An 18,840-nucleotide genomic window follows, 5' to 3' on the forward strand; every position below is an offset into this window, starting at 1 on the left:
TTACCACGCGCGACTCACAAGCGGCCGCGATGATAAGCCTTCCCACCGCATTTGCCCGCGCTGTCGGGCAGCTGGCCGATCCGGCGATCGTGCGAGTGCTGGTGAAGAGCGTGGCGTTGACGTTGCTCGTTTTCGCCGCTCTGGGCGTCGGGCTGTGGGCGGCGCTCGAACAGGCGCTCGAGAGCTACACCACGGGCTTCAGCGCGGAAATCGCCGCGCTGGTCTCGATCCTGCTGGCAGTCATCGGCGGCTGGCTGCTGTTCCGCATTGTCGCCATCGCCGTTATCCAGTTCTTTGCCGACGAGATCGTGATGGCGGTGGAGAAGCGCCATTATCCCGGAGCGCACGCGGTGGCTCGCGACCTCACCTTTGCAGAGAGCCTGCGCGAAAGCCTGAAAGGGCTGGGCCGGGCACTCGGCGCGAACCTGCTGGCGCTGCCGGTCGCACTCATCCTGCTGGTGACCGGCATCGGTACGGTGCTGCTGTTTTGGCTGGTCAATGCCTGGCTGCTCGGGCGCGAATTGCAGGATATCGCCTGGTTGCGACATCGCGCACGCCCGGAAGACGCACCGCCGCTCACGGGTCTGACGCGGTTTCTGCTTGGCGGCACTGTCGCGGCCTTGTTCGCCGTCCCTTTCCTCAACCTGCTGGCACCGGTAATCGGCGCCGCTGCCGCAACGCATCTCGTCCATGATCGCAAGGAGTCGCTCCCCGATGCGCTTTAGTATCGCCCTCTTGCTCGTCCCGCTGCTGGCGGCCTGCACTACCGCCGGCGGATCGACCGCGCCCGGTGCGAGCGCGCCCCCGCCGCGGACCGGCACCGTGCGCGTCCCGCCGACCCGCCCGCCAGCACCGCCGCCCACCGCAGGGGGCGCTTTTATCGCGCCGCAGGTGATGAATGTGCCTGGCCTCGAAGGTGTGATCGGCAGCACAGTCGGCGATCTCCAGCGCCAATTCGGCACCGCGCGGCTCGATGTCTACGAAGGCGATGCGCGCAAGTTGCAGTTCGAGGGCGAAGCCTGCGTGCTCGATGTCTATCTCTACCCGCTGCGTCCGGGGGCGGAGCCGACCGCGACCTATATCGATGCGCGTCGATCGAGCGATGCGCTCGATGTCGACCGTGTCGCCTGTGTGCGCGCACTGCGGGGGCGCTAGCGGCTTGGTAACGCCGATTTAAGGCTATTCCGCCATGGTCGAGGGCTCAGATTTGAGGGGCCTTCTGCCATGAGTTTCCAGTTCACCGACCTTGCACGCTCCGTCGCGGAAGATGGTCGAGTCACGTCCGATGAAATCCTCTCACTGCGCCGCCTCGGCTGGGGCGATGGTGTGATGACCCGCGAAGAAGCCGAAGCCATCTTCGCCATCAACCGACAGATCGTAATGCCCGGCAACGACTGGGTCGATTTTTTCGTCGAAGCGATCAGCGAATTCGTCCTCAACGGCAGCGAGCCCAAGGGCATGTGCGACCGCGCCGAAGCCGAATGGCTGATCGGAGCAATCGATCACGATGGCAAGCTTGAGACGATGGCCGAGCTCGAAGTGCTGGTGCGCATCATCGAGCGCGCGCGCAATGTCGACGATGTCCTTAAGCAATACGCGCTGAAGCAGGTCGAGCACGCCGTGCTGCACGGCGAAGGTCCGACCCGCTGCGGCGGCGAGCTCGCCTCCTGCCACGTCAGCACCGCCGAATGCCACATCCTGCGCCGCCTGGTCTTTGCCAGCGGCGGACACGGCCCAGCAGCCGTCAGCCGTTACGATGCCGAGATGCTGTTCCGCATCAAGGATGCGACGCTCAATGCCGCCAGTGCGCCCGACTGGCCGGTGCTGTTCGTCGACGGCGTCGCCAATTACCTGCGCGGCTTCCAGGCAGCCAATGCCCAGCTGTCGCACGGACGCGTAAAGGAGCTTGAGAGCTTCATCGCCGACAATTCGGTCAATGTCGGGCGCTTCTTCGGTCGCATGGCGAAAGAAGCGCCAAAGATGGCCAATCACTTCGGCAAGGTCTTCGGCCAGAAGGGCGGGGGCACGGATTACACCGTGCGCGCGATCGAAGGTGAGGACGTGACGGCAAACGAAGCCAGATGGCTGAACGGTATGATCGAAGCCGACGGCCAGCTCGACCCGCTGGAAAAAGCGCTGATCGAGCGGATCGAGGCGGAGCTGGACTAACGCTCAGACCATAAAGCTCTCGCCGCAGCCGCACGCGCCCTTGGCGTTGGGGTTTTCGAATACGAATCCGGCGGTGAAGTCGTCTTCCACCCAGTCCATCGTGCTGCCGATCAGGTAGAGCACGCTCGCACCATCGATGTAGAACACCCCACCGGGCGTCTCGATCTTCTCGTCGAACTTGGCTTCCTCGGTGACATAATCGACCGAGTAAGCGAGGCCTGAACACCCACGGCGCGGCGTCGAGAGCTTGACCCCGATCGCATCCTCGGGCGCCTTCGCCATCAAGTCAGCGACGCGTTGTTCGGCAGCCGGCGTGAGGATCACGGCGGCCTTCGGGGCGGGGCGGGTCTTGGTGTCGGCCATCACAGCATCCCCAATTCAAGCCGCGCTTCGTCGGTCATCTTGTCGGGGCCCCACGGCGGGTCCCACACGAGATTGACCTCGGCATCGCGTACACCCGGCACGCTGGCCGCGCGCAGCTCGACCTCGCCGGGCATGGTTTCGGCGACCGGGCAATGCGGGGTCGTCAGCGTCATGGTGACAGTGACATCGGCCTCGTCATCGACTTCGACGCCGTAGATCAGGCCGAGATCGTAGATGTTGACCGGGATTTCCGGGTCGTAGATTTCCTTGAGCGCGGCGACGACGGCTTCCTGCAACTCGCTGCCTGCCCCGCCGGGACCGGCGCTCTCAGGCTTCTTCTGCAGGAAGCCCTCGAGATAATCGCGCTTGCGCTCAAGCTTTTCGCGCGGCGCCTCTTGCTCCACGGCGTCCTCGACTCTGGCACGCGGCGGCTTGGGCGGTGCTTCGCGCAGCACTTCCTCGTTCGGCGCGGGGGCGGCGACAAAGTCCTTCTCGTCGCTGGGCTTGTTCATCCGAAGATCCTCTGGGTTCGTTCAATGCCGCGCAGCAGCGCGTCGATGTCGCTTTCGTCGCTGTAAAGGCCGAAGCTGGCCCGCGCCGTCGCGGGTACGCCGAGATAGTCCATCAGCGGCTGGCAGCAGTGGTGCCCGGCCCGAATCGCGACATTCTCTTCATCCAATATGGTGCCGAGGTCGTGCGGATGCACCCCCTCCATGGTGAAAGACAGGATTCCGGCGGAGGATTCGGGGCCGAACAGGCGGATCGAGTTGATCTGGCTCAACACCTCGCGCGCTTGCCGCACCAGCCCGTTCTCGTGCGCGTAGAGGCTCTCCATGCCAAACTGGGTGGTGTAATCGATCGCCGCATGCAGCGCGATCGCTTCGGTGATCATCGGCGTTCCCGCTTCGAAGCGCTGCGGTGGCGGAGCATAGGTGGTTTGTTCGAATGTGACCTTGTCGATCATCGACCCGCCACCCTGGTACGGCGGCATGGCATCGAGCAGTTCCTCGCGCGCCCACAGCACGCCGATACCGGTCGGGCCGTATATTTTGTGGCCGGAGAAAACGAAGAAGTCGCAATCGAGCTCGGCCATGTTGAGCCGCATGCGCGGGGCCGACTGGCAGCCGTCGAGGAGCAGCTTTGCCCCGACTGCATGCGCTGCCTTGGCCGCGCGCTTCGCGCCCAGTACCGAGCCGAGCACATTGGAGACATGCGCCAGCGCGACGATGGCATGCTGCTCGGTCAGGTTGGCTTCGAGCCAGTCCAGATCGATCAGGCCATCTTCGGTCAGCGGACAGACGTCGATTTCTGCGCCGACCCGCTCGGCCACCATCTGCCACGGTACGATGTTGGAGTGATGTTCGAGCTGGCTCAGCATGATGCGGTCGCCGGCCTTCAGATTCGCAAGGCCCCAGCTGTGCGCGACGAGATTGATCCCCTCGGTCGCGCCGCGCACGAAAACGATTTCATTCTCGCTTTTGGCACCGAGAAACTCGGCGGTGCGCTTGCGGGCCGCTTCGTAGGCGACGGTCATGTCGGCCGAGCGCGCATAGACCCCGCGGTGGACCGTAGCGTAATCCTCGCCCAGCGCGCGGCTCATGGCATTGATCACCGCCTGCGGCTTTTGCGCGGTCGCGGCAGTGTCGAGATAGTGCCACCGCTTGCCATCGGGGGTGACAAGACCCGGGAAGTCGCACCGTACGCCCACGCCCGTTCGGGCTGAGCCTGTCGAAGCCCAGCCACCGCCTTGCTCCGCGCCCAAGCGTTTCGCCTGCCCTTCGACAGGCTCAGGGCGTACGGAAGTTGGCTGATCGGTGGTCGTCACAGCGTATCCCCAAGCACGTCGAGCGCGGCTTCGAGCAAACGTTCCTGCTCGGCCTCGTCTCCAATCGCCACGAAAGCGTCGGCGATGAAAGCGCGGACGAGCAGCTTCTTGGCGGTGTGCGGCGGGATGCCGCGTGCGGCCATGTAGTAGCGGGCCATTTCGTCGAGCTGGCCGACCGTCGCGCCATGCGCGCATTTCACATCGTCGGCGAAAATTTCCAGTTGCGGCACGGCGTTCGCGCTCGCGCCCTTGTTCAGCAGCAAGCCCTTGAAATCCTGCGCCGCGTCGGTCTTCTGCGCATCGCGCACGACATCGATCGCGCCGAGGAAATTGCCGCTGCCTTGGTCCCAGTGCACCGCGCGCACGACCTGGTTGGAGGTCGCTTCCGGCTCGGCATGGACGGTGTGCGTCACGAATTCGCGCACCGCATCGCCGCCGCCGATGGTGACCCCGCCGAATTCGAAATGCGCCCCCTTCGCGAGCCGGACTTCGACTTCGACCCGGCAATAGTCGCTACCCGCGATCACGGTGAACATCTCCGCCCGCGCGCCTTCGCCGATCGTCAGGCGGACGCGATGCAATTCGGGCGCATCGCTGCCGACGACCATGCAATGGCTGCGCGTCTCGCCCGGCGCGAGGGTGACTTCTTTCCACACATCGAGCGCGTCCACACCGAGCCGCTCGAGCGCCTCGATATCGGCATAGCGCCACGCCTCGTCACGGCGGGTGGGAAGAGCCGCCACCTCACGCATCGGCCATCACCGCGTCGTAGCCTTCGTCTTCCAGGCGCACTGCGATTTCGGGACCGCCGGTCTGGACGATGCGCCCGGCGGCGAGGATGCTGACCTTGTCGGGCTTCACCACTTCGAGCAGGCGCTGGTAGTGCGTGATCAGGAGCACGCCCTTGGCGGGATCGCGCATGATCGCATTGATCCCTTCGCCGACGACGCGCAGCGCATCGATATCCAAGCCGCTATCGGTCTCGTCGAGGACAGCGAAGGTCGGGTCGAGAATGCCCATCTGGACCATTTCGGCGCGCTTCTTCTCGCCGCCCGAGAAGCCGACATTCACCTGCCGCTTGAGCATTTCCATGTCGAGCTTGAGCAGCCCGGCCTTTTCCTTGGCAAGCTTGAGGAAATCGCCGCCCGACAGCGGCTCTTCCCCGCGCGCGGTACGCTGCGCATTGAGCGCTTCGCGCAGGAACTGGACGTTGGAGACGCCGGGGATCTCGACCGGGTACTGAAAGCCGAGGAACAGCCCCGCCGCCGCGCGTTCGTGCGGTTCCATGGCGAACAAATCCTGCCCCATGAACGTGACCGAGCCTGCAGTCACTTCATAGCCAGGTCGGCCGCCCAGTACATAGGCGAGCGTGGACTTGCCAGCGCCGTTGGGGCCCATGATGGCATGCACTTCGCCCGCCTGCACTTCCAGCGTCAGGCCGTTGAGGATCTGTTTGCCGTCAATCTCGGCGTGAAGGTTTTCAATCTTGAGCATTGTCGAAATCTGCAAGTTCCCGTTGTCCCGCTGCGGCGCAGCGGCGTTGTTCGATCACGATGAGCGAGTTGAAGCGCTGGAGCTGGCGCTGGTAGGCAAACAGTTCACGCTGGTCGTCTTCGCTGTAGCTGTCCTGCGCATGCACCGCTTCGATGCGGTCGCTATTGTCGGCCATGAAGGCGCTGCGTTCCTGCGACAGCGCATCGATGCGGGCGACGCAGCGGGCGGTGTCTTCGCTGGCGACGGCGGCCTGGCGGCGGACCTGCCGGTATTCCGGCTCCGTCACCAATCGCGCGCGGGTGGCGGAGTCGATGCTCGCGCCGCGTGCCACGTGCAGCGCGCGGATCTGGTCGAACAGCGCCGCAACATCCTGCGGCGTCATCGCGTCCGAACTGTCGCGACCGGCGAGCACGGCATTGGCCTCGGCCTCCAGCCGCACGCCCTTGTCGGCGCAGCGCGGCAGGTCGTCCTCGCGATATTGCGCGGCGAAGGTGCGCCCTTCGCCGATCGTGTAGGAGCCTGCCCGCAGGCAATCGTAATACTCACCGACATAGGGCTCGATCACGAAGGGGTAATCGAGCGTCCAGTCCTCGTCGGAATAGACCGCTTCGACCTTGTCGCTCGCCTGCTGCAGGGCGACAAGCAGAGCTACGGCGCTGGCAATGGAGGTGGCAATCATGAATCGCTCTCTTCGGTCGGGCCGGACAGGCGATCGATGCGGGCGAGCCAGGCGTCGGCCAGCTCGGCACGCTCGGTGCGGTTGCGGCCGAGCATCAGGTCCTTGAGGATACCGATGGTCTTGCCGCGCGCTTTCTCGCGCACCGGCCCGCAATCCTGCTTGGTTTCGCGCGGATTGAGCAGCTTGCCGTCATCGTCGTAGAGCGCGATGCCCTGCTCGGTCTGGCGGCAGGTGAGGTAAGGCATCAGGGCCGGCGAGAGTTCCTGCGGGATCGAGACATTTTCGAGCTTTTCGGGCCGCTGCACCGGCTCGGCGGCAGGCGCGGCCTGCATGGCAAGAACCGTAGCGGCGATCGTCGTTATCATCATCGTCTTTCCCTTCCCTCTCTCGGCCCGGTACCCCGGACATCTGTACCTCTTGAATCCGTGCGCCTTTGATGTGTCGAAGGCCTGCTGCGACGGTTTTCCTGTTTCTCGCGGTAGCGCGCATTCATTGCCGCGAAGACAGTTTTCATGACGGCTTCCATATCATCGAGAATGTCCTGCGCCGGCAAGCGCAGAACTTCGATCCCGACCGCCGCGAGGCTCTTGTCGCGGCGTTTCGCAAGTTCGGTATCGTCCGCTTCCTCGATATCGATGGCAAGGCCGAGCGGGTGCGAAGCGAAGTCCATGATCGCCGAGCCGATCACGACCTGCTTCTGGAACTTGAACTTGCCGAAATCTTCTTTGGCAAAGCGCGCAGCGAGCGCCTTATGCGCCTCGGACGGATGCCGCCGCATCTTTCGCGCGCGATCATGCAGCGCATCGAGGCGCTTCTCCGAAATCTTCCAGCCACGGCCCTTCTTGTTAAGGGTCGCAGCGGCGTCATCCTGGTCGGACTCATCGCGAAGTTTGAGGGTCTTGCGATCGGTCATTTGGTTTCTTTACAAAGCACCATCACATACTCGGTCTCGATTAAAGGTGAGTCGCCACCGGGGGCTTCGAGTGAGAGTGGGAAATGATGCACGCTGATGACCTGCAACCCACGAAAGTTCTCCGGATCGCCGTTTTCTGGGTCAATAGCGATGTGGTCGTCAACACGCGGCATAGCGTGAAACCGATATAGGCCTAACGCTTCACCATCCGCCAAATTGCGGCCGACCACAACTTGGGCTTCGATCACATTCTGTTCGCTCATCCGACACTTCCTTCCAAACTAATCGCCAGCAGCTTCTGCGCTTCGACGGCAAACTCCATCGGCAGCTCTTTCAGCACTTCCTTCGCGAAGCCGTTGACGATCAGCGCCATCGCCTGCTCCTCGTCGAGCCCGCGCTGCATGGCGTAGAAGAGCTGGTCGTCGCTGACTTTGCTGGTGGTTGCTTCGTGTTCGATCTGCGCGCTCGGGTTCTTGACCTCGATATAGGGCACGGTGTGCGCGCCGCAGAGGTCGCCGATCAGCAAGGAATCGCATTCGGTGCGGTTGCGGACATTCTCCGCATTCGGCCCGACGCGCACGAGGCCGCGATAGGTGTTGTTCGACTTACCCGCACTGATACCCTTGGAAATGATCGTGCTGCGCGTGCCGGGCGCGTTGTGGATCATCTTGGTGCCGGTATCGGCCTGCTGGTAATTGTTGGTCACCGCAACCGAGTAGAACTCGCCGACGCTGTCTTCGCCGTTGAGCACGCAGCTCGGATATTTCCATGTCACCGCAGAGCCGGTTTCGACCTGCGTCCAGCTGATCTTGCTGCGCGCGCCCTGGCACAGGCCGCGCTTGGTGACGAAATTGTAGATCCCGCCCTTGCCCTCGGCGTCTCCGGGATACCAGTTCTGGACGGTCGAATACTTGATCTCGGCATCTTCCATCGCGACCAGCTCGACCACGGCGGCATGAAGCTGGTTTTCGTCGCGCATCGGCGCGGTGCAGCCTTCGAGATAGCTGACGTAAGAGCCCTTCTCGGCAACGATCAATGTGCGTTCGAACTGGCCGGTATTCTCCGCATTGATGCGGAAATAGGTGCTGAGCTCCATCGGGCAGCGCACGCCCTCCGGAATATAGACGAAGGTGCCGTCCGAAAAGACCGCGCAATTGAGCGTGGCGAAGTAGTTGTCGCGCTGCGGCACGACCTTGCCGAGCCACTTTTTGACCAGTTCCGGATGCTCGCGGATCGCCTCGCTGATGGAGAGGAAGATGACGCCCGCCTTCTTCAGCTCTTCGCGGAACGTAGTGGCAACGCTGACGCTGTCGAACACCGCATCGACCGCGACCTTGCGCGCGCCCTTGACCCCGGCCAGCACTTCCTGCTCGCCCAGCGGGATGCCAAGCTTGTCGTAAACTTCCTTGATCGCCGGATCGAGCTCGTCGAGCGATTCCAGCTCGGGCTTCTTGGTCGGTTCGGCGTAGTAATAGGCGTCCTGGTAATCGATTTTCGGATAGCCGAGCTTGGCCCAGTCCGGCTCTTCCATGGTCTGCCACAGGCGAAACGCCTTCAGCCGCCAGTCGAGCATCCACTGCGGCTCACCCTTCTTCTCGCTGATGAAGCGAACGGTATCCTCATTCAGGCCCTTGGGCGCGAAGTCCTGCTCGATGTCGCTGGACCAGCCGTGCTCGTAGTCGGCGGCCTTGGCGGCTGCCTCCTTCGCATCACGGTCCTGGACGTCAATTTCTTCGGTCATGCCAGTTCTTTCTCGGCTGCAAGCTGCGTCAACGGGATGCCCGCCAGCGCACCGCGCATTGCATTGTTGATCAGCGGCCAATGGGGTTTGACCGTGCAATTGTGGTCCACCGCGCAGTCGGTGCCATCGATGCAGGCGGTGAGCGCGATCGGCCCCTCCACCGCTTCGACGATATCCGCCACATTGATCGCCGCCGCCGGCCGCGCCAACTGTAGCCCACCACCTGCCCCGCGCACCGAGCGCAAGAGGCCGGCCGCAGTCAGCTTGCTGACGACCTTCTGCACCGTCGGCACCGGCAGGCCGGTTTCCGCAGCCAGTTCCGCCGCCGACACGCGTCCGCCACCGCAATGGCGGGCGGCGTGGCTCATCGTGACCACGGCATAATCGGCAAGGTTGCTAAGGCGCATGGGCAAGACTGACTCAAATCGGACCAAATCGTTCCGATTTCCAGCTAGGCGCGGAATGGCCGGAATTCAACGATTTTTGGCTTGTTGCGAGTCGTTAGCAGCTGCGGTCAGGTCTTGCGCTCGAAGTCCTCGCCATCGGGTTTTTTGACCCGGAAGTTCCTGAGGTCGAGCAGTTCATTGAGGATCGGGTTGTCGTCCCCTCCCAGCCGCGAGGGGGTGCGCCCGACGAACAAATTGATCTCGCGGATCAGGTGCGACTGGTCGTAGAAAAACTCTGTCACCCCGGCCACTTCCTCTTCCGTAGTGTTCGGGGCCGACAGGAATGCCGCGGCCCGCACCGCGCGGTATTTGCGCTTCAGCGCCCGCGGGTTGAGCCCGAAATAGCGCTCGACCAGCCTTTGGGTCTGCCGCGTCGAATAGGCGGTCTGTTCGTAGAGCGCGTCCAGCTCCGGATCGAGCGAGGTGCCGAGCCATTCGACCACTTGCGCAATCAGCGTGGCGTGCCTTTTCGTCACGCGCTTGAGCCGCGGGCGGATGAAACCGGAAAGCCGGTCGACCATCTCCATCTGCGCGATCGAGCCGTCGGCGTAGGACGTGTGGATCGCATCACAGAACGCGTCGGTTTCAGGCCCGAAAAAGTCGCGCGCTTCGAAAATGCGGTTGCCGTGCTCGTCGGCACCCAGCCCGCTAAGCGCGGCCCAGCCGAGGGGGGTAAGGGCCGCGCCCAGTGAGTGAAAACCGCCCTCGAAGCGGAACGGGACCGCCACCGAAGTCGGCGACTGCAGCGAGCATCTGGGGATCGCCTGCGAGCGGCCGTCACGGAAATGCGCCTCGCCGTCGCCCTTGAGGACGATCATCAGCTTGCCGACGTCGGCCGGCTGGATATCCTCGATTTCCGCCTCGTCGCTGCGGAAGTGAAACAATGTAGTGATGTAGGGGCGCAAGTCTTCGGGCGGCGGTATGTAGTCGATCGCGGCGGACTCGTGGTGCGCCGCGGCCGAAGCCGCCCCTTCCGTCACTACCCCTAAAGCGGACCCCCCCGCTTCCGCCATCCGTTTCATGCGACCCACTATTAATATTGTTGCTGCCCCGCCCCCCTTGAAGCTCTTTTCAGCAAGAAAATCCAGCAATTTCGAGTTGATTGGTATCGTCATCCGGCGCCGATGCACTTGGTCGCCGGGCGAATAGATGCAGACTTCGGTCTCGAGACAGGCCGCAGGAGAGGGAGCCGAGACTTGTTCAGGAGGCCCGGAATTCCTGCAGCCGGGTGAAATTCTTCATTTGCAGCAAAGTCTTGAGTATCGGCTGCTCGTCCCCGCCGAGCCGCGCGGGCGTATAGCCGCAGAAGCGGCGTATCTCGCGGATCATGTGCGGCTGGTCGTAGAACGCGGTTGCGATCGCGGCTTCCTCGCTGTCCGAAAGGGTCCCTTGCGACAGCATCGTCTCGCGAAATCAAGCATGCGTATTTTTCTCTCATTGCCGCTGCGGAATCGGCTGTGCGCGCGTTCCGGATCGATTCCAAGCGCGTTTCAGCTTCCTCCGCCGAAGAGATCCCTCCGGCCCGAGCGTGTCGCTCGTCACGCTGGGCGCGTCGGTGCGGAAGTGCTTCGGCGTGCGCCCGGTGAACTGGCGGATGTCGCGGATCATATGGGCTTGGTCGAAGTAGGCCGCTTCAACCTCGTTCCTGGCCGCCGCATCGAGATCGGGCTGCGAAAGCAGCGTGGCCGCGCGTATGGCACGGTACCGCTTCACCAGTGTCGCCGGAGGTTTGCCGAAGAATCTCTTGCACAATCGCTGCACCTGCCGGGGGGACAGGGCGGTTGCGCGGGCTAGTTCCGCCACGTCCGGATTGAAGTCGGCGCTGAGCCAGGCGACGGTGCGCATGATGAAATCCGCATGGTTGTCCGACGGCGGGTTCAGGCTGGTGCGAACAATGTCCGCCAGTCGCATGCAGGCATCCTTGGCCTCCAGCTCCCCAGACGCGAAATCGGCGCCAATTGCAGCCATAGCCCGGGCCGACCCTTCCCCCAATACTCGGTCTGCATCGATCCTGCGGTGGCCGAACGTATCGACCGGCAGATCGGCGATGGCCGCCCATCCCAGGGCCGTCAGCGAGACGCCGCAGGCGCGCACCGGTCCTTTCATCGAGAAAGGTGCTGCCTGCTGCATCGGGGCAAGAAAGAAGGCATCGCTCGATTCGCCGACATGATCGTCGCCGAACTGCATCCGGGCGTGGCCCCGGCCGAAAGTGATCATCTGCGCGGAATAGGCCGGCAGGATGTCGTCCAGCCGTTCGCGGTCCGTCTCGAAGACGAACAATGTGTTCACATACGGCGCGAGATCGCGGGGCGCAGCGACGAACTCGAACCGGAAAGGGGCATCCATCAGTTACGCAAGTCCTCGAGCGACCCCGTCAAACCCGCGATCACTCTCCCATAGTCGCCTTGTCCATCATCTTTTCGCGGGCGATCCAGCCGTCGATATTTTCTTCGAGGATCGACAGCGGCACCGGCCCGCTCTTGAGCACGGTGTCGTGGAAACCGCGTATGTCGAAATCATCGCCCAACTCGGACCGTGCCTTCTCGCGCAGCTCCATGATCTTGAGCTTGCCGATCATGTAGGCCGTGGCCTGCCCCGGATAGACGATATAGCGCTCGATCGCCTTGCGGATATCGCCATCGGGATTGGGCGTATTGTCGGTCAGGTACTGGATCGCCTTCTCGCGGCTCCAGCGCTTGTCGTGGATGCCGGTATCGACAACCAGCCGACAGGCTCTCCACAGTTCCATCCCCAGCCGCCCGAAATCGGAATAGGGATCGGTATAGAAGCCCATGTCCTTGCCCAATTCTTCCGAATAGAGCCCCCAGCCCTCGGTATAGGCGGTGACGCCGCCGAAGCGGCGGAAAGGCGGCAGGTCGCCGAGTTCGGTCTGGAGCGCGCGCTGCAGGTGGTGGCCAGGTGAGCCCTCGTGATAGGCGAGCGCTTCCAGCTCGTTTTTCGACATATCGCGCAGATTGTAGAGATTGACGTAATAGGTGCCGGGGCGCGATCCATCGGGTGCCGGGCTCTGGTAGAAGGCCTTGCCCGCGCTCTTTTCGCGGAAGGCCTCGACCGGCTTGATGACCATCGGTGCCTTGGGCAGCACGCCGAAATATTTTGGCAGTTTGGCTTCCATCCGGTCGAGCACCGCATTGGCGTCGGCGAGATAGTCTTCGCGACTGGTGTAGAAGAAGCGGTCGTCGGTGCGGGTGTAGCGGAAGAAGTCCTGCAGCGAGCCTTCGAAGCCGACCTTGTCCATGATCGCCCGCATCTCGCCATGGATCCGCTCGACTTCGCGCAGGCCGATATTGTGGATCTCGTCGGCGGTCAGATCGGTGGTGGTGTAATTGGCGAGCAATGCTTCGTAATAGGCCGCGCCGTTGGGCAGGCGCCAGATTCCGTCCGCATCGGGTGCGGTCGCCTGCTGCCGCTTCATCTCGGCCAGAAGTCGGAGATAGGCCGGTCGCGCTTCGTCGTTCCACGCCACGGCAGCGGCGTCGACCAGGTCGGCCTTGGCTTCGTCGGCGATCTCGAGCGCCGCGACCTTGGCGGCGAAATCATCGAGGATCGCATTGCTGCTGCCTTCTGCCGTGAGATTCTCGATATCCGAGATGACGTAGGGATAGACCCAGTCTGGCGGCATCACTCCCATGTCGGCCCGCTCGCGCGCTTCGGCGGTGAGTGTATCCAGCACTTCGGCCATGCCTTCTATGCGGCTGACGTAATCCGCCGCATGGCTCTCATCGGCAACCCGGTGGATGTTGATGAGGAAGGCGGGCAGGCGGCTTTGTGCGCCGTTCATCTGGTCGAAGATGTAGTCGTTGTCGCGGTAGGGCCAAAGCGAGGCGCTGCGCTTGGCCATGGCGTCGAACAGGCGATAGGACAGCGCATCCTGCTCGCTCAGTTCCGTGACATCGTAAGCGGCACGCATCCGCGCGGCGCTTTCCTGAAGAAGGTCGTACTGCTCCTTCTCGCCGGCATCCGAATAATCGCCCCACTCGCCGTAATCCTCGTCCCGAATCCCGCGATAGGCCTTGCCCAGCGGGGACAGCTCAAGCTGCGCCGCATCATAGGCATCGAAGAACGCGTTGATATCCTGGGATTGCGCGGCGGGAGCCTCAGTCGCGGCAGTGGCGGTGGCCGTTGCCGAAGCCGTCGCAACCGGCTCGTCCGAGGCGTAGGGGGAAGCGCAGCCGCCTAGAGCGATCGCTGCTGCGGAAGTGGCGAGAAGGAAAAAAATTTTCATGTGCTGTCTCCGTCGCGGGTACGAACCGGAATACGGTTATGGCAATGCGCGGCACAAAAAAAGGGGCGGCCCCCGATAAATCGAGAACCGCCCTTTGAAGTTGAGGAACTCGTTGCATTGCTGCCTCGAGCCCTTCGGGTCGCAGGAGCTAGCTAGCAAAGCCCCCGATTCGGGGATTGTATGGAAACGACAAAACCGAAATTGTCCGGTTTTCCGGGCAATATATCCGCAGCCGGGCCTTGCTCGACAGATGCGGAATTGCGGGCCATAGGGCGCGCACGCATGCTTTTTTCGCTCATCCGCCCTGCCATACACGCGCTCGATCCGGAAAGAGCGCACCGGTTTTCGATCGAAGCGCTCAAGCTGGCGCCGTTGCCGCACAGCCGCCACTCCGACGCTTCGCTGTCCGTCAAAGTCGCCGGCATCCGCTTCCCCAATCCGGTCGGCGTCGCGGCCGGTTACGACAAGGATGCCGAAGTGCCCGATGCCCTGCTGGGCCTCGGCTTCGGCTTCGTCGAAGTCGGCTCGATCACACCCCGCCCGCAGGAGGGCAATCCGAAACCGCGCCTGTTCCGGCTGAGCCGCGACCGGGCGGTTATCAATCGCATGGGGTTCAACAATGCGGGGGCCGATGTGGCGGAGCGACGGCTGAGGGCCCGCGCGGCGAAGGGCGGCGTGATCGGCATCAATGTCGGGGCGAACAAGGATTCGGATGATCGCATCGCCGATTACGCGACCATGGTCCGCCGCATGGCGCCTTATGCAAGCTATCTCACCGCCAATATCTCCAGCCCCAACACGCCGGGCCTGCGCGCGCTGCAGGACGAAGGGGCGCTGACCGGACTGCTCGACGCGGTGATGGAAGCGCCCGGTGCCGACGGTCCGCCGGTCTTCCTCAAGGTCGCGCCCGACCTCGAGCCTGCCGATGTCGATGCGATTGCGCGGATCGCGATCGACAAGGGCCTCGGTGCGCTGATCGTCTCGAACACCACCATCTTCCGGCCCGATCTCCAATCGCGCGATCGCGACGAGACGGGAGGCCTCTCCGGCGCGCCCCTCAAACCGCTCGCGCTCCAGCGTTTGCGCGACTTCCGCAGCGCCACTGGCGGAGCTATTCCGCTGGTCGGCGTAGGCGGGATAGCCACTATAGACGACGCGTGGGAACGCATTCGCGCAGGGGCGAGCCTCGTGCAGGTGTATTCGGCGATGGTCTACGAGGGCCCCGGCCTCGGGCGCTCCATCGCGCGCGGGCTTTCGCGCAAATTGCGCGAACACGGCATGGCTTCGATTGAAGAAGCGGTCGGAAGCGAATAGCACGCCTTGCCATGACAATTCGCCAAATCCTCGCCTCTCTCGCCGCGCTTGCCCTTGTCGGATGCGCCAATGCCTATGCCGAAGAGCCGGTTGTTGCGCAGCAGGCTGCGCCTGCCTTCGCAGGAACGGTCGCCTCGGCCGATCCGCGCGCCACGGCTGCGGGGGAAGAGATGTTGCGCCGCGGCGGCAGCGCGACCGATGCCGCCATTGCCACGATGATCGCGCTGACGGTGGTCGAACCGCAAAGTTCGGGCATCGGCGGCGGTGGCTTCATCGTGCGCGGGTCGCCCGACGGGACCGTCACCAGTTACGACGGGCGCGAGACGGCCCCCGCAGGAGCGACACCCGACTGGTTCCTCGGCGAAGACGGTGAGCCCCTGCCGGGCCGCGAAGCGGTACTGTCGGGCCTCAGCATCGGCGTGCCGGGCAATATCGACGTCGCCCGGCGCGCGCATGACGAGCACGGCAAGCTGCCTTGGGCGACGCTGTTCGAGCCGGCGATCCGGCTGGCACGCGAGGGCTTCGTCCTCAATCCGCGCCTCAATGCTTCGCTCGACGGCTATGCCGATCGCGCCGGGCTGACAGAAGGCGGCAGGGCAACTTTTTACGCCGATGACGAGATGCCCAAGGCAGTCGGCGCGCGCATCGTGCAGGAAGAATTGGCGCAGACGCTCGAAGCCATCGCCGCGAACGGGCCGGAATGGTTCTACGACAGCGAATTCGGCGCAGGCCTCGCAGAGACCGTTGCCGCCGCCACACCGCGCGAAGGCAAGATGACGACCGAGGACGTCGCGACGTACTCGTCGAAAGAGCGACCTGCCGTTTGCGGCACCTATCGCCGACACAAGGTCTGCGGCATGGGCCCGCCCTCTTCCGGCGGCATCGCGGTCATCCAGATCCTCAAGCAGCTCGAACGTTTCGACCTTGCGGCGATGGGAGCGCAATCGCCCGAAGTCTGGCACCTGTTCGTTGAGTCGCAGCGCCTCGCCTATGCCGATCGCGAACTCTACACCGGCGACAGCGACTTCGTGGACGTACCAGTCGAAGGGCTCGTCGCTCCGGCCTATCTTGCCGCGCGCTCGCAATTGATCGATCCCGCAGCGCGCACCGATGAAGTCGAGGCCGGCCAGCCCCCGCGCGCTCCGCAGGCCCGCGCCACCGGCGAGCACTATCCCGACAGCGGTACGACGCATCTGGTCGCGGTTGGCCCCGACGGCACCATGGTCAGTTACACCTCCACCATCGAGGGCGCCTTCGGTTCGGGCTACATGTATGGCGGTTTCTACCTCAACAACGAGCTGACCGATTTCAGCTTCCGCCCGGAACGCGACGGCGTGCCGGTCGCCAATAGGGTCGAAGGCGGCAAGCGGCCGCGCAGCTCGATGGCGCCGACGGTCGTCTACGATCCGCAAGGCAAGCCGCTGCTCGCCATCGGGGCCGCCGGCGGCCCGACCATCCCGATCCAGACCGCGCGCTCGATCATCGGCGTGATCGACTTCGGGATGGAGCTGGAAGACGCGCTCGCCCTGCCGATGATCATGGCCTTCGGCGACCGGGTCATCGTGGAGGAAGACACGTGGCTGGCCGGGGCGATCCCGGCGCTCAACGCGCTCGGCCACGAGCAGGTCGTCACCAGCGGCTTCCTCTTCCGCACCAATGCCGCAATGCGCACGCCGCAAGGCTGGGTCGCGCGGCACGACCTGCGGCTAGACCCGCTGCTGGCCATGCCGGGGCCAGAGTGATCCGGCTTGCCGCTACGGCAGCAGCCCCCTAGAAGCGCCGCGATAGTTACAACAGCAACAATTTTCCTTCGGAGCAGGAGCGCTTGATGGTGCAACTGGGCGATATCGAAACCGCCGACAATCTCGTCGAACTTTTCCTCAAGCGCGCCGATGGCAAGGGCGACGAGCCGTTCCTCGGCGCCAAGCGCGACGGCGCATGGCAGACGCAAAGTTGGCGCGAAGCGGCGGAGAAGGTGTGCATCCTCGCGGAGGGCCTGCGCGGTCTAGGCCTGAAGGATGGCGACCGGGTCATGCTGGTCAGCGAGAACCGGCCCGAATGGTGCATCGCCGACCTCGCCATTATGGCGGCAGGCTGCATCACCGTTCCGGCCTACACCACCAATACCCAGCGCGATCACATGCACATCCTCGACAATTCGGGGGCCAAGGCGGTGATCGTTTCCAACGACAAGCTTTCCGATCCGCTGCTCCCCGCGATCATGCGCACCGGCATCGCCGAGCATGTGATCGCCATCGATTCGATCCGCTCGCACCAGTCCGCCGGGTCGGAAATCGTCCATCGGTGGGATAATCTGCTGCAAGGCGATGCGGCAACGGCGCGCACGGCGGTCGAAGAGCGGATGAAGGGCGTGACGCGCGAGACCACCGCCTGCATCATCTACACCAGCGGCACGGGCGGCGCGCCGCGCGGCGTGCTGCAGCATCACGGCGCGATCCTGTGCAATGTCACCGGCGCAGCGGAAATCCTGATGAGCGATTTCGGGCTCGACGACGAGGAGCGTTTCCTGTCCTTCCTGCCGCTAAGCCATGCTTATGAACATACCGGCGGGCAGTTCCTGCCCATCGGCGTCGGCGCGCAGATCTATTATTCCGAAGGACTGGAAAAGCTCGCCAGCAATCTCGAGGAAACCCGCCCCACCATCATGGTCGTCGTCCCGCGCCTGTTCGAAGTGCTGCGCACGCGCATCATGAAACAGGTCAGCAAGCAGGGCGGCACGGCCAATTTCCTGATGGACAAGGCGCTGGAGATTGGCGAGCGGCGCGCTGAAGGCCACCGCAAGCTGCTCGACGGGCCCATGAACGCGATCCTCGAGCGCACGCTGCGCCCCAAGATACGCCAGCGCTTCGGCGGCCGGATCAAGGCGATGGTGTCCGGCGGGGCGCCTCTCAACCCCGAAGTCGGCGTGTTCTTCGAATCGATGGGGCTGACCATGCTGCAGGGCTATGGCCAGACCGAAGCCGGACCGGTGATTAGCTGCAACAGGCCGCGGGCGGGCCTCAAGATGGATACCGTCGGCCCGCCGATGCAGGGGGTGGAGGTCAAAGTTGCCGAGGATGGCGAGCTGCTGGTGCGCGGCGAGCTGGTGATGAAGGGATACTGGCAGAACGAGGCCGAAACCGAGCGGACGCTCAGGGACGGATGGCTCCACACCGGCGATATCGGCCATCTCGACGACGCCGGGCGCATCGTCATCACCGATCGCAAGAAGGACATGATCGTCAACGACAAGGGCGACAACATCGCCCCGCAGAAGGTCGAAGGCATGCTGACCCTGCAGCCCGAGATCGGGCAGGCGATGGTTGCGGGCGACAAGCGGCCTTACATCGTCGGCCTTATCGTGCCCGATGCCGAATGGGCGCTCGAATGGGCCAAGGCCAACGACAAAAAGTTTGACCTGAAAGAGCTGCAGGAACTGCCCGAATTCCGCACCGCCGTGCGCGCCGCGGTAGACCGCACTAACCAGGACCTCAGCGTGATCGAGAAGGTGCGCGGCTTTGCCTTCGCCGACGAAGCCTTCACCATCGAGAACGAGGAAATGACCCCCAGCATGAAAATCCGCCGCCACGTGATCCGGCAGCGGTACCAGGAGCGGCTGGACGGGTTGTATAGATCCTAATGTTTTGAAC

At 63.7% G+C, this 18,840-nt stretch carries 21 protein-coding genes; 6 read left to right on the forward strand and 15 right to left on the reverse strand.

Annotated elements, in window-relative coordinates:
- The first annotated feature begins 29 nt into the window (after window positions 1–29).
- The 3 genes from EL2594_RS12515 (at window position 30) to EL2594_RS12525 (ending at window position 2,169) form a co-directional block, all read left to right on the forward strand.
- The gene (locus EL2594_RS12515) at window positions 30–725 is read left to right on the forward strand and encodes an EI24 domain-containing protein (protein WP_011415459.1); all 696 of its coding nucleotides are present in this window, start codon (window positions 30–32) and stop codon (window positions 723–725) included.
- Entirely contained in the window at window positions 715–1,155 is a 441-nt protein-coding gene (locus tag EL2594_RS12520) for a hypothetical protein (protein WP_011415460.1), read from the forward strand. Before EL2594_RS12515 ends, EL2594_RS12520 begins: the two co-directional genes overlap by 11 nt.
- A 69-nt stretch (window positions 1,156–1,224) precedes the next feature.
- On the forward strand, window positions 1,225–2,169 hold the full coding sequence (locus EL2594_RS12525) for a hypothetical protein (protein ID WP_011415461.1): 945 nt from the start codon (window positions 1,225–1,227) through the stop codon (window positions 2,167–2,169).
- Window positions 2,170–2,172: 3 nt separating this feature from the next.
- On the opposite strand, the gene EL2594_RS12530 is transcribed toward EL2594_RS12525, so the two are convergent.
- From EL2594_RS12530 to EL2594_RS12600, 15 genes are all read right to left on the reverse strand, one after another.
- Complete coding sequence (locus EL2594_RS12530; protein ID WP_011415462.1) at window positions 2,173–2,532, reverse strand: HesB/IscA family protein; 360 nt, start codon at window positions 2,530–2,532, stop codon at window positions 2,173–2,175.
- Entirely contained in the window at window positions 2,532–3,044 is a 513-nt protein-coding gene (locus tag EL2594_RS12535; RefSeq protein ID WP_011415463.1) for an SUF system Fe-S cluster assembly protein, read from the reverse strand. The genes EL2594_RS12530 and EL2594_RS12535 overlap by 1 nt, the downstream gene beginning before the upstream one ends.
- The gene (locus tag EL2594_RS12540; protein ID WP_011415464.1) at window positions 3,041–4,240 is read right to left on the reverse strand and encodes a SufS family cysteine desulfurase; all 1,200 of its coding nucleotides are present in this window, start codon (window positions 4,238–4,240) and stop codon (window positions 3,041–3,043) included. Before EL2594_RS12540 ends, EL2594_RS12535 begins: the two co-directional genes overlap by 4 nt.
- Window positions 4,241–4,353: 113 nt before the next feature.
- Window positions 4,354–5,109, reverse strand: a complete 756-nt coding sequence (locus tag EL2594_RS12545) for a SufD family Fe-S cluster assembly protein (protein ID WP_011415465.1) — start codon at window positions 5,107–5,109, stop codon at window positions 4,354–4,356.
- Complete coding sequence (gene sufC, locus EL2594_RS12550; RefSeq protein ID WP_011415466.1) at window positions 5,102–5,851, reverse strand: Fe-S cluster assembly ATPase SufC; 750 nt, start codon at window positions 5,849–5,851, stop codon at window positions 5,102–5,104. The genes EL2594_RS12545 and sufC overlap by 8 nt, the downstream gene beginning before the upstream one ends.
- A complete protein-coding gene (locus EL2594_RS12555; protein WP_011415467.1) occupies window positions 5,838–6,530 on the reverse strand; it encodes a hypothetical protein in 693 nt (230 codons plus the stop codon). The genes sufC and EL2594_RS12555 overlap by 14 nt, the downstream gene beginning before the upstream one ends.
- The gene (locus EL2594_RS12560) at window positions 6,527–6,898 is read right to left on the reverse strand and encodes a hypothetical protein (protein ID WP_011415468.1); all 372 of its coding nucleotides are present in this window, start codon (window positions 6,896–6,898) and stop codon (window positions 6,527–6,529) included. Before EL2594_RS12560 ends, EL2594_RS12555 begins: the two co-directional genes overlap by 4 nt.
- On the reverse strand, window positions 6,895–7,443 hold the full coding sequence (locus EL2594_RS12565) for an endonuclease domain-containing protein (RefSeq protein WP_011415469.1): 549 nt from the start codon (window positions 7,441–7,443) through the stop codon (window positions 6,895–6,897). The genes EL2594_RS12560 and EL2594_RS12565 overlap by 4 nt, the downstream gene beginning before the upstream one ends.
- Window positions 7,440–7,706 carry a hypothetical protein gene (locus EL2594_RS12570; RefSeq protein WP_011415470.1) on the reverse strand — a complete coding sequence of 89 codons (267 nt, stop codon included), beginning with the start codon at window positions 7,704–7,706 and terminating at the stop codon, window positions 7,440–7,442. Before EL2594_RS12570 ends, EL2594_RS12565 begins: the two co-directional genes overlap by 4 nt.
- Window positions 7,703–9,184, reverse strand: coding sequence for a Fe-S cluster assembly protein SufB (gene sufB, locus EL2594_RS12575; protein ID WP_011415471.1), 1,482 nt, complete (start codon window positions 9,182–9,184; stop codon window positions 7,703–7,705). The genes EL2594_RS12570 and sufB overlap by 4 nt, the downstream gene beginning before the upstream one ends.
- Window positions 9,181–9,591 (reverse strand): SUF system Fe-S cluster assembly regulator, encoded by a 411-nt coding sequence (locus EL2594_RS12580; RefSeq protein ID WP_011415472.1) that lies wholly within the window; start codon window positions 9,589–9,591, stop codon window positions 9,181–9,183. The genes sufB and EL2594_RS12580 overlap by 4 nt, the downstream gene beginning before the upstream one ends.
- A gap of 107 nt (window positions 9,592–9,698) precedes the next feature.
- Window positions 9,699–10,610: a helix-turn-helix domain-containing protein gene (locus EL2594_RS12585; RefSeq protein WP_011415473.1), complete on the reverse strand. Its 912-nt coding sequence runs from the start codon at window positions 10,608–10,610 to the stop codon at window positions 9,699–9,701.
- A 220-nt stretch (window positions 10,611–10,830) separates the two neighbouring features.
- Window positions 10,831–11,031: a hypothetical protein gene (locus EL2594_RS12590; RefSeq protein WP_011415474.1), complete on the reverse strand. Its 201-nt coding sequence runs from the start codon at window positions 11,029–11,031 to the stop codon at window positions 10,831–10,833.
- Between the two features lie 33 nt (window positions 11,032–11,064).
- A complete protein-coding gene (locus tag EL2594_RS12595) occupies window positions 11,065–11,976 on the reverse strand; it encodes an AraC family transcriptional regulator (protein ID WP_011415475.1) in 912 nt (303 codons plus the stop codon).
- Window positions 11,977–12,016: 40 nt separating this feature from the next.
- Complete coding sequence (locus tag EL2594_RS12600) at window positions 12,017–13,876, reverse strand: DUF885 domain-containing protein (RefSeq protein WP_011415476.1); 1,860 nt, start codon at window positions 13,874–13,876, stop codon at window positions 12,017–12,019.
- A 282-nt stretch (window positions 13,877–14,158) separates the two neighbouring features.
- On the opposite strand from EL2594_RS12600, the gene EL2594_RS12605 reads away from it, so the two are divergent.
- The 3 genes from EL2594_RS12605 to EL2594_RS12615 all read left to right on the forward strand — a co-directional run bounded on the left by EL2594_RS12605 (window position 14,159) and on the right by EL2594_RS12615 (window position 18,830).
- Entirely contained in the window at window positions 14,159–15,190 is a 1,032-nt protein-coding gene (locus EL2594_RS12605) for a quinone-dependent dihydroorotate dehydrogenase (RefSeq protein WP_011415477.1), read from the forward strand.
- Window positions 15,191–15,201: 11 nt separating this feature from the next.
- On the forward strand, window positions 15,202–16,932 hold the full coding sequence (gene ggt, locus EL2594_RS12610; RefSeq protein ID WP_011415478.1) for a gamma-glutamyltransferase: 1,731 nt from the start codon (window positions 15,202–15,204) through the stop codon (window positions 16,930–16,932).
- An 86-nt stretch (window positions 16,933–17,018) separates the two neighbouring features.
- On the forward strand, window positions 17,019–18,830 hold the full coding sequence (locus tag EL2594_RS12615) for an AMP-dependent synthetase/ligase (RefSeq protein WP_011415479.1): 1,812 nt from the start codon (window positions 17,019–17,021) through the stop codon (window positions 18,828–18,830).
- Window positions 18,831–18,840 lie beyond the last annotated feature (10 nt).

It is taken from the genome of Erythrobacter litoralis HTCC2594, assembly GCF_000013005.1.
In the GTDB taxonomy this organism is placed as follows: Bacteria; Pseudomonadota; Alphaproteobacteria; order Sphingomonadales; family Sphingomonadaceae; genus Parerythrobacter; species Parerythrobacter litoralis_A.

What these genes read in the sequence shown, in the direction of transcription:
- EL2594_RS12525 (WP_011415461.1), top strand. Translation starts at nt 1,225, where the DNA reads ATGAGTTTCCAGTTCACCGACCTTGCACGCTCCGTCGCGGAAGATGGT.
- EL2594_RS12530 (WP_011415462.1), bottom strand. Translation starts at nt 2,532, where the DNA reads ATGGCCGACACCAAGACCCGCCCCGCCCCGAAGGCCGCCGTGATCCTC.
- EL2594_RS12520 (WP_011415460.1), top strand. Translation starts at nt 715, where the DNA reads ATGCGCTTTAGTATCGCCCTCTTGCTCGTCCCGCTGCTGGCGGCCTGC.
- EL2594_RS12590 (WP_011415474.1), bottom strand. Translation starts at nt 11,031, where the DNA reads ATGCTGTCGCAAGGGACCCTTTCGGACAGCGAGGAAGCCGCGATCGCA.
- EL2594_RS12535 (WP_011415463.1), bottom strand. Translation starts at nt 3,044, where the DNA reads ATGAACAAGCCCAGCGACGAGAAGGACTTTGTCGCCGCCCCCGCGCCG.
- EL2594_RS12595 (WP_011415475.1), bottom strand. Translation starts at nt 11,976, where the DNA reads ATGGATGCCCCTTTCCGGTTCGAGTTCGTCGCTGCGCCCCGCGATCTC.
- EL2594_RS12565 (WP_011415469.1), bottom strand. Translation starts at nt 7,443, where the DNA reads ATGACCGATCGCAAGACCCTCAAACTTCGCGATGAGTCCGACCAGGAT.
- EL2594_RS12580 (WP_011415472.1), bottom strand. Translation starts at nt 9,591, where the DNA reads ATGCGCCTTAGCAACCTTGCCGATTATGCCGTGGTCACGATGAGCCAC.
- ggt (WP_011415478.1), top strand. Translation starts at nt 15,202, where the DNA reads ATGACAATTCGCCAAATCCTCGCCTCTCTCGCCGCGCTTGCCCTTGTC.
- EL2594_RS12555 (WP_011415467.1), bottom strand. Translation starts at nt 6,530, where the DNA reads ATGATTGCCACCTCCATTGCCAGCGCCGTAGCTCTGCTTGTCGCCCTG.
- EL2594_RS12515 (WP_011415459.1), top strand. Translation starts at nt 30, where the DNA reads ATGATAAGCCTTCCCACCGCATTTGCCCGCGCTGTCGGGCAGCTGGCC.
- EL2594_RS12570 (WP_011415470.1), bottom strand. Translation starts at nt 7,706, where the DNA reads ATGAGCGAACAGAATGTGATCGAAGCCCAAGTTGTGGTCGGCCGCAAT.
- EL2594_RS12560 (WP_011415468.1), bottom strand. Translation starts at nt 6,898, where the DNA reads ATGATGATAACGACGATCGCCGCTACGGTTCTTGCCATGCAGGCCGCG.
- sufB (WP_011415471.1), bottom strand. Translation starts at nt 9,184, where the DNA reads ATGACCGAAGAAATTGACGTCCAGGACCGTGATGCGAAGGAGGCAGCC.
- EL2594_RS12615 (WP_011415479.1), top strand. Translation starts at nt 17,019, where the DNA reads ATGGTGCAACTGGGCGATATCGAAACCGCCGACAATCTCGTCGAACTT.
- EL2594_RS12545 (WP_011415465.1), bottom strand. Translation starts at nt 5,109, where the DNA reads ATGCGTGAGGTGGCGGCTCTTCCCACCCGCCGTGACGAGGCGTGGCGC.
- sufC (WP_011415466.1), bottom strand. Translation starts at nt 5,851, where the DNA reads ATGCTCAAGATTGAAAACCTTCACGCCGAGATTGACGGCAAACAGATC.
- EL2594_RS12605 (WP_011415477.1), top strand. Translation starts at nt 14,159, where the DNA reads ATGCTTTTTTCGCTCATCCGCCCTGCCATACACGCGCTCGATCCGGAA.
- EL2594_RS12600 (WP_011415476.1), bottom strand. Translation starts at nt 13,876, where the DNA reads ATGAAAATTTTTTTCCTTCTCGCCACTTCCGCAGCAGCGATCGCTCTA.